This is a genomic window from Thermogemmatispora onikobensis (assembly GCF_001748285.1).
In the GTDB taxonomy this organism is placed as follows: domain Bacteria; phylum Chloroflexota; class Ktedonobacteria; order Ktedonobacterales; family Ktedonobacteraceae; genus Thermogemmatispora; species Thermogemmatispora onikobensis.
This window is the reverse complement of sequence record NZ_BDGT01000074.1, coordinates 25,276-33,577: the sequence shown is the minus strand read 5'-3', so window position 1 is coordinate 33,577 and position 8,302 is coordinate 25,276. Positions and strand designations below refer to the sequence as shown.

Annotated in this window: 9 protein-coding genes; 4 read left to right on the top strand and 5 right to left on the bottom strand. The window is 65.1% G+C overall.

Features of this window, described 5'->3' with window-relative positions; all coding sequences use genetic code 11:
* On the top strand, positions 1–426 hold a 426-nt coding region (locus tag BGC09_RS23035), incomplete at its 5' end, for a beta-sandwich domain-containing protein (protein ID WP_218104128.1).
* Between the two features lie 307 nt (positions 427–733).
* Here the strand turns inward: BGC09_RS23035 and BGC09_RS20580 are convergent.
* The 5 genes from BGC09_RS20580 to thiO form a co-directional block, all read right to left on the bottom strand.
* Positions 734–1,690 carry a M23 family metallopeptidase gene (locus tag BGC09_RS20580; protein WP_069806081.1) on the bottom strand — a complete coding sequence of 319 codons (957 nt, stop codon included), beginning with the start codon at positions 1,688–1,690 and terminating at the stop codon, positions 734–736.
* Between the two features lie 313 nt (positions 1,691–2,003).
* Positions 2,004–2,237, bottom strand: a complete 234-nt coding sequence (gene thiS / locus BGC09_RS20570; protein WP_084659188.1) for a sulfur carrier protein ThiS — start codon at positions 2,235–2,237, stop codon at positions 2,004–2,006.
* A gap of 78 nt (positions 2,238–2,315) precedes the next feature.
* Positions 2,316–3,053: a thiamine phosphate synthase gene (gene thiE, locus BGC09_RS20565; RefSeq protein WP_069806079.1), complete on the bottom strand. Its 738-nt coding sequence runs from the start codon at positions 3,051–3,053 to the stop codon at positions 2,316–2,318.
* A gap of 25 nt (positions 3,054–3,078) precedes the next feature.
* Positions 3,079–3,864, bottom strand: a complete 786-nt coding sequence (locus BGC09_RS20560; RefSeq protein ID WP_069806078.1) for a thiazole synthase — start codon at positions 3,862–3,864, stop codon at positions 3,079–3,081.
* Positions 3,861–5,111, bottom strand: coding sequence for a glycine oxidase ThiO (thiO, locus tag BGC09_RS20555; RefSeq protein ID WP_069806077.1), 1,251 nt, complete (start codon positions 5,109–5,111; stop codon positions 3,861–3,863). Before thiO ends, BGC09_RS20560 begins: the two co-directional genes overlap by 4 nt.
* A gap of 491 nt (positions 5,112–5,602) precedes the next feature.
* Between thiO and BGC09_RS20550 the strand changes: the two genes are divergently transcribed.
* The 3 genes from BGC09_RS20550 to BGC09_RS20545 all read left to right on the top strand — a co-directional run bounded on the left by BGC09_RS20550 (position 5,603) and on the right by BGC09_RS20545 (position 8,242).
* Entirely contained in the window at positions 5,603–6,361 is a 759-nt protein-coding gene (locus BGC09_RS20550; protein WP_141727888.1) for a hypothetical protein, read from the top strand.
* 74 nt (positions 6,362–6,435) lie between these two features.
* On the top strand, positions 6,436–6,588 hold the full coding sequence (locus tag BGC09_RS23030) for a hypothetical protein (RefSeq protein WP_176728993.1): 153 nt from the start codon (positions 6,436–6,438) through the stop codon (positions 6,586–6,588).
* Positions 6,589–6,832: 244 nt separating this feature from the next.
* On the top strand, positions 6,833–8,242 hold the full coding sequence (locus BGC09_RS20545) for an extracellular catalytic domain type 1 short-chain-length polyhydroxyalkanoate depolymerase (RefSeq protein ID WP_084659191.1): 1,410 nt from the start codon (positions 6,833–6,835) through the stop codon (positions 8,240–8,242).
* The last annotated feature ends 60 nt before the right edge of the window (positions 8,243–8,302 follow it).

Here is an 8,302-nt window from a genome sequence, read left to right as displayed (position 1 = left end):
ACGCCGGGGGCGACGGTGACCCACGCTGGGGTTACGTTCACCTGGCCCAATGTGCCGCCCGGGCAGCCCGATAATGTGAGCGCTCAGGGGCAGGTGATCGCCTTCTCGGCCCAGGGCACAAAGCTGGCCTTCCTCGGGGCGGCGGCCTTTGGAACTCAGAGCGGGACATTGACGATCGTCTATAGCGATGGGTCGCAGCAGCAGGCTACGCTGACGCTGGCTGACTGGTACGCCAATCAGCCAGCGCCGGGCGATGAGTTGCTGGCGACGGCAGATCACTGGAACCGCCCCCCAGGTGATACGCTTGGCCCTCATGCGGTGAGCATCTACTATACAGCGCTGCCGCTGCAGGCCGGTAAGCCGGTGGCCTACCTGATCTTGCCGACGAATAGTAACCTGCATCTCTTCGCCGCAGCGGCCAGCTAAGGAGGGGCCGACTCCACGCGGGAGCGCTGGGCTGGGCGCGCGACGGCTCCGCAGCCCGCGTCTGAGATAGGCTGGCGCGGTTCTGCTCCCTTTCCCCCGGGGAGCAGGCCGCGCCAGTTTCTTTGCTTGCTCTCTGCGCTGCAGCCACGGCTCCGGTTCAGCCGCCCGCTGGCGATGGTGACCGGTCCCAGGCGATAGCCTCGCGTCAGCGCTCCCCCCCATCTCATGGCTACGGCGGTCCGCCTTCTACGCTCTCAGCCGCTGTGTGGGCAGCGCGTTCCGCGCAACGACGGCAAGGAGGGGCTACCTAGCCCGCTTCTCTGCTACGGTTCTCTCTTTCAGGGAGGGGGACGAAGGAGGAGCGTCGGGCGGGGAAAAGGGGAACGGGACGACCCGGGATGATGGAGTTGCGTCGCAGTCGCTTCCCGTTGATGGTGATGGGAACGGCTTGCCATTGGCCGTTGATGGCGCGCTCGGCGTGCAGGTGAATGTGGGGCTCGCTGGTGTTGCCGGAGTTGCCAATACGTCCCAGGTAGTCACCGACACGGACCTCTTGCCCGGGCCGGACAGCGACGCTGCCTTGCTGCAGGTGGGCCACGAGCAGGTGCACCTCGGGCCTGGCAGCGCTGCGCATGAGGACGTAGTTACCGAGGGGACGCTGAGGGTCTGTGCTGCCGATGGGCTGATCGGGTAGACGGTTTTCGCAGTTGAGGACGATGCCGTCGATGGGTGATAGCACCGGCTGCCCAAAGCTGTGGTAGGCCGTCAGCGGGCGAGGAAAGAGGCTGAAGCCGGACGTTCTGCGGCCCAGGGCATCGATCACGGCGAGATCGAGGGCATAGGCCTGGGTGGGAGCTTTTAATCCGTGGTAGTTGACCAGGCGGGAGTGGCCGCCCTGCCCAACGGAGAGCCGTCGTGGACAGGGCGAGGCCAGGTCAAGGCCCGGCTGCCCAACGTTGCGGCGAACCCTCCACTCGAGCAGCAGCCAGGCCCCCACGACGAGCGCGATGGCCAGCCAGTCCTGTTTGAAGAGCAGGAGAGCGAGCAAGGCCAGCAGCCAGGCGTACTGAAGGTAGAGACTGAGCGTATCCCACATCGTGATGAAGAGGATCCAGGTGAGGGCCAGGGCCGCGAGAGCTGGCCCCAGAGCCAGAGGGCCGCTGGATAGATAGCCAGTCAGTATCAGCATCCCGAGAGGATAGACTATCCCCATCACGAGCAGCCAAAGCCTCATCGATGTGAGATTGAATTTCACGGGTTCCATTCTACACTTCCTCCTTGCCAGCGAATCCAGTTTTCTGAGCTTCTCGACAGGTGAGATCACACTGACCGACGGGAACGAAGTGACGATTCCTGGCAATGACATCGCAGAGAGGCTGACCCGTCCCAAGCCTGGAGAGAAGCCAGTAAAAAGCTGTCGCTGGCCAGAGAAGTAGCACCCTGCTCATGATCTGCACCAGACTATCACAGCCGTTTACGTAAGCTTCAGAGGCACGTGAGGCATCTTCGGCCAACGATAGCAGGTAAGCTGCCAATCAAGGGCGGCCCCACCTCAGAGGGAGGCAGGGCTTAGCCACTCAGCCACCGCCGACCATCGTGACCAGCTCCAGGCGACAGCCCTCGTGCAGGCGCGTTTCGGCGAAGCGCTCGCGCGGCACAATGACGCCGTCGAGCATGGCCACAACGCGGCCCGGCGTCAGGGCGAGCTGCCCCAGAAAGTCGGCGATGGTGCTCTCGCGCGGGACATGCCAGGGCTGGCCGTTCGCGACGATGGTCATCAGTTCCACCTGGGACGCTGTATCTTCTGCCATTGGTCTATATGTCCCCTCCTTTCTTGCTTGCTTGCTTGTTTGCTTGTTTATTTGCTTACACTTTTCTGTGGCTGGCTTTCAGGTTGCCGGACTGTTATGGGATGCCGGCGGCGGGCCTGGCAGCCAGCGGGCCTGGCGGCCAGCGGCCAGAGCCTGGCGTAGCGCATCCACGGCCTGGGCCACAGAGGCGGCACCGTAGATGGCCGAGATGACGGCGATGCCGTCGGCTCCAGCGGCAATGGCCTGGGCGGCATTGGCAGCGCTGAGACCGCCGATGGCCAGCAGCGGCAGCCGAGGCCAGCGGTCGCGCAGTTGTCGCAGCAGCGTGGGGCCAGCGCCGGCCTGGCCGGGATGAGAGGGTGAGGGGAAGATGGTGCCAGCCAGCAGATAATCGGCGCCGGAGGCAACCGCCTCTTCCGCTTCGGCCAGCGAGTGGACGGAGGCCCCGAGCAGCAAGGATTGCCCCCAGCGCTGGCACAGGGAGCGGACGACGACCAGCGGCAGCGAGCGCCTGCCGAGCTGGACGCCGTCGGCGCCGACAGCCAGGGCCACATCGAGGCGGTCGTTAATGATCAGGCGGGCACCGTGCTGGCGCGCCAGCGGCCCCAGAATGGTCGCCAGCTCGTAGAGCCGGGCCGCTGACAGCCCCGGACCGCGTAGCTGGAGGAGATCGATCCCCGCCTCCAGGGCCTGGCGCGCGACCTCGACCAGGGCCGGATGTCGCTCATCGGTGACCAGGCAGAGCAGCGGCCTCTCACCCAGGGGCAGACCCGCTGTTCGCTCTCCTCCGGCGACTGATGCACTCTCTTCCGGCATACACCGTTCTCACTCGTTGGCTCGCTCAGGATAGGCTGCCGACCAGGCCAGTCAGGGGGCTGCTGGCCACGGCCTGGGGACGGCGCGGGATGCGTCCGGCCAGGAAGGCGGCCCGTCCAGCTTCGATGGCCAGCTTCATGGCGCGCGCCATCAGCACAGGGTTGCCGGCCTGGGCGACGGCGGTATTGATCAGGCAGGCGGCAGCCCCCAGTTCCATCGCCAGGGCGGCGTCCGAAGGGGCGCCGATGCCGGCGTCGACAATGACGGGGACGCGCGCCTGCTCGATGATGATCTGGATCTGCGGCAGGTTGAGCAACCCTTGCCCGGAGCCAATGGGCGAGCCGAGGGGCATGACGGTGACGGCGCCGGCATCCTGGAGGAGCCGGGCCAGGACGGGGTCGGCGTTGATGTAAGGCAGGACTTCGAAGCCCTCTTTGACGAGCTGGCGCGTGGCTTCCAGAGTAGCAACGGGGTCGGGCAGCAGATAGTCGGGATCGGGTATGACCTCTAGCTTGACCCAGCGCGGCAGGCCCATCGCCGCCGCCAGGTGAGCGATCTGAATGGCCTCCTCGGCGGTCTTGCAGCCGGCGGTGTTCGGCAGGATAGTGTAGCGCTCGGTATCGAGATAGTCGAGCAGCGTTGGCTGTCCCGGACGTGAGAGATCCAGGCGGCGCAGGGCCACGGTGACGACCTCGGTGCCACTGGCCTCCAGGCTCTGCTGCATCTCTTCGAAGCTGCGGTACTTGCCCGTGCCCAGGAGGAGGCGGGAGCGGAAGGTCCGCGAGCCAATGGTGAGCAGATCCTCTGTCATGGTCGTTCTCTCCTCTCTTCTTCTACGGCGACGGCTTCGGGAGGCTGGCTGAACAATTCGAGCTGGCGATCGCCGGCCCCGGCGGCGCTGAGGGGAGTCAGGCGGCGGCGCCAGGCCCCGAGACGCTCGGGCGCAAAGGGGCGCAGGTCCAGTTCGTAGGGGACGGGCCGCCCCTGGATGAGTTCGGCGATGAGGAAGCCGGTGACAGGTCCAGTGATGGCGCCGACGCGCCCGTGCCCGACGGCCAGCCAGAGGCCGGGGCTGCTGGGCGCTTCGCCGATGAAGGGCAGGCCATCCACAGAGACGGGGCGTAGGCCGGCCCAGGTGCGTTCAACGGCGGCTTCCTCTAGAGCTGGGGCCACACGGCGCACGACAGTGAGCAATTGGGCCAGGCCCGCGGCGGTCGGCGTCTTGTCGAAGCCGCGCCGCTCGGAGGTGGCCCCGACAAAGACGCTGCCGTCGGCTTTGGGGACAAGATAGCCCAAGGGACCAGCGTAGATCGTGTGACGCAAGGGCTGGTCACTGGGACGCAGGGCTAGAAGCTGGCCCTTGAGCGGATAGACGATGCCTGAGCGCTGGCCCCGATCGGACCAGGCGCTGCTCCAGGCGCCGGTCGCCAGCACCACATGGGCAGCCTCGATGGCTTCTTCCTCAGTGAGAACGCCCTGGACGCGGACGCCGTCCCAGAGCAGGGCCAGGGCGCTGCGCGGAATGAGCAGCTCGGCGCCATGCAATTGTGCGGCGCGCACGAGCAGGCGCGTGAGGTGGCCGATGGCGACGTTACCTTCGGCGGGCGAAAGGATGGCTCCGCGTACGCTGGGGGCCAGCAGTGGCTCGCGCTGGCGGACCTCGTCGGCCTCCAGCCAGACGAGTTCAGGACGCAGGGTCTGCAGGGCGGGTAGGTCGCGGCGCAGGGCCTCGGCCTGCCCTTCGTCGAAGGCGGGATAGAGGGTCGGCAGGTGGACAAGGCCGGCCCGCATGCCGGTTTCACTCTCTAGCTGTGCTTCAAGGGTCTGGTAGTGGCGCAGGCCGGCCAGGCCAAGACGCAAGAGGGGATCACTCAGGTCGCTAGCGCCGGCCTCGGCCAGCGGGGTGAGCATGCCAGCCCCGGCGTCTGAGGCTTCGGCAGCGACGCCGCTGCGCTCTACGAGGACAACGCGCTGCCCGGCCCGCGCTAGATGGTAGGCCGTGGCGCTGCCGACAATGCCCGCGCCAACTACCGCGACATCATAGGTTCGCCGTTGCATAGGCTCGTGCCTTCCTCTTCCTTGAACAGAACAGGCGGCCCATAAAAAAAGGCCGCTTCCCCAGGCGGGCCGGGAAACGGCTTCTTGTCGACGCTCTCCCGCTGCGTGACGCGGGTGAAGCCACGTTAGGCAGCGGAGCCAGTGGGAGAAAGAAAGCGTTCCCTCCGCTGGTATGATCCAGATCAGGTGTCTGCTGCAGGGTCTGCGACATTGCAGGGTCGCACTCTCAGCCCGGCTCTCCGGACTCCCCTCGCTTCCTTCCTTGCCCGGCCTGCGCTCCCGAGCCTGCCCGACAGGGCCGCGCGGCAAACAGGCCGGCAATCTTCTCTATCAGAGATGATACCATAGACTGACTGTCTTCCACCAGCCAGCCAGTCGGCAAACGCCCGAGCAGCGCGCAGCTGTGCTGGCCTCGAAAGACCAGGTCTGCTATACTGGAGTCCAACAAGGAGCGAGCGGCCAGGAGGCCCATCCCAAACAAGGAGCTGTTGATGATGAGCCGGCCAGACCAAGAATTGGAGGCGGCGCGCGCGGCGGTCATTGCGCGCCTCTATCGAACCTTTGCCGCCTATCCGTTCCGGCGACAGATGTGGGCCTGTCTCCATTGCGTGACGCCGGAGGAGATTGCGCGTCTGGGGCGCGTACCGCTGGAGCAGCTGTCAGGCTCCGATCTGCAACGCTACGCCTGGAAGGCGCTGACGACCTGGGGCGAGGTCGCCGATTTCAAGCATTTTCTGCCACGCTGGCTGGAGATTATCCTGCGCGGCCAGGATGACGGCTTTGCGCTGGAGTTCAGCCAGCTCGCTGCCAAGCTGGACTACGGCCAGTGGCGCACCTGGCCGCATGCCGAGCAGGAGGCCGTCGAGACGGCCTTGTTGCTCTGCTGGCGCCTGCTGCTGTCGCAGCCTCCCGCGACCCTGGTCTGGCACGATGCGGCGGCCTTCTTGCGCGCTATGGCTCTGTGCTGGGAGTCGCCGGCACCGTTTCTGCGCCTCTGGGAGGAGGCCGTGGGCTTTCTTCCACTCTATCATCTGGCGCTCTTCTTTGTCGAGGAAGGGCCGGCGCTGGCAGAACATTCTCGCCAAGAATGGCAGCAGGACGAGTGGCCGCAGCTGCGCCTCTGGCTCTTTTCTCCCCCGATCTATGCCCGTCTGACGGAGGTCTGGCGGCAGCGGCGTCAGGAGCTGCCGGTGGAGCTGGCCGAGCTGCTGGGCTACTACCTCGATCACTGGCGGCCCCTGATCTGCTGAGGTCCGACGGGGCGGCGACGCACGGTGCTCCCTTGACAAAATACCTGTCATATGATACATGATTCATGTGTCATATGAGCCTTGGAGAGAGCGCCAGCGCCGCGCAGTGTTGCGCGGAACCAGCGCCGCAGGAGGACGCCGGCCATGACTTGCCTTCCGCCAGCACGGTGCTGGCCTGCTACCAGCAGCCTTTCTGCTCCGGCTCGCGCCTGGCCTGTGCTGCCTGATCAAGATCAGCACCAGGCGGCTAGAGACAGCAAATGGTTACCCTGGCATCTCCCTCAGCATCTGCCTCAGCATCTGCCTCGCCTCTCCTCAGAGACAGAGAGAGTGCTATCAGCCGGGTTGGTCTTTCCTGCTTTCTCTCCTCTTACCCGCCCATCTTCTCTTTTTCATTCCTGCCCGATTCTGCAGGGCAAGGATGCCAGACTGCCTGCCCCTGGCATCGCCTCACCGTCAAGGGGGTTCATCATGCGAAACTTTGTTCGCCTTGTACTCGCTTGCGCGCTGCTCCTCGTCAGTGGGATGCTCTTTTTTGAGCGGGCGCACGCCAGCAGCGGCACCTTCACCCAGTACACCTATAACGGGCCAGCCGGCAGCCGTCCCTACTATGTCTATACGCCGGCCAATTACCGGGTTGGCACGGCGGTCCCCCTGATCGTCATGCTCCACGGTTGCACCCAGACGCCGCAGGACTTCGCTAACGGCACTCAGATGAACGCCCTGGCCGATCAGGATCAGTTCATCGTGGTCTATCCGCAGCAGACGAGTAGCTATAATTCGCTTTCCTGCTGGAATTGGTTCCTGCCCGCCGATCAGTCGCGCGGCAGCGGCGAGCCGGCCATCATTGCTGGTATCGTCCAGACTGTCGAGCAAAATACCTCGCAGTGGACGATCGACCGCAATCGCGTCTATGTGGCTGGTTTCTCAGCAGGGGCGGCAATGGCGGTGATTATGGGAGCGACCTACCCGGATATCTTTGCGGCCATCGCTTCGGCTTCGGGCCTGGAATATCAGGCGGCGACCTCGCAGACGGCGGCCACAACGGCGATGATGCAAGGTGGACCGAATCCGCAGCAGCAGGGGCAGGCCGCTTATCAAGCGATGGGCAGCGCTGCCCGCGTGGTGCCGACGATCGTCTTCCAGGGCCAGAGCGACTATACGGTCTATCCGGTCAACGGCGACCAGGTGGTCCAACAGTGGATGACGACCGATCATCTGGCCTCGAACGGCAGCTACAACGCCAGCTTCAGCAGTCCGAGCAGTAGTATAAGTGGCCAGGTGTCGGGTGGGCGCAGCTATACGGTGCAGTCCTGGAACGATAATCAGGGGAACGAGATTGAGGAGTATTGGAAAATCAACGGCATGGGTCATGACTGGTCCGGCGGCGGCAGCAGCGGCTCCTACACTGACCCGCAGGGTCCCAGCGCCACTAACGCCATCTATAGCTTTTTCATAAAGCATCCGCTGCATGGCGGCAGCGGCTCGGGCGGGACGGCTACGCCCACGAGTACGCCGTCGCCCACGTCATCCCCCAGCCCGACGCCGGGGGCTAGCTCCTGCCAGATCCATTACGGAATCGTCAGCCAGTGGAGTGGCGGCTTCCAGGCCAGCCTGACGATCACCAATACCGGTAGCAGCGCGATCAACGGCTGGACGCTGCGCTTCTCCTTCGCCAATGGCCAGATGATCACGGTGAGCTGGAACGGAAATTTCTCGCAGGCGGGCAGCGCTGTGACGGTGACGAATGTGGCCGTCAATGCGGTGATTCCGGCCAATAGTAGCTTGAGTGTGCCGCCGGGCTTCCAGGCCACCTGGAGTGGGAGCAATCCGCCGCCCACGGCTTTCACGCTCAATGGTATGAACTGCGCCGTGGTGTAGCGGGGTCGTGCGCGAGAGGATGGCGAGCAGCCCAGCCGGCTGAGCGCCGCTTGCTCGCCA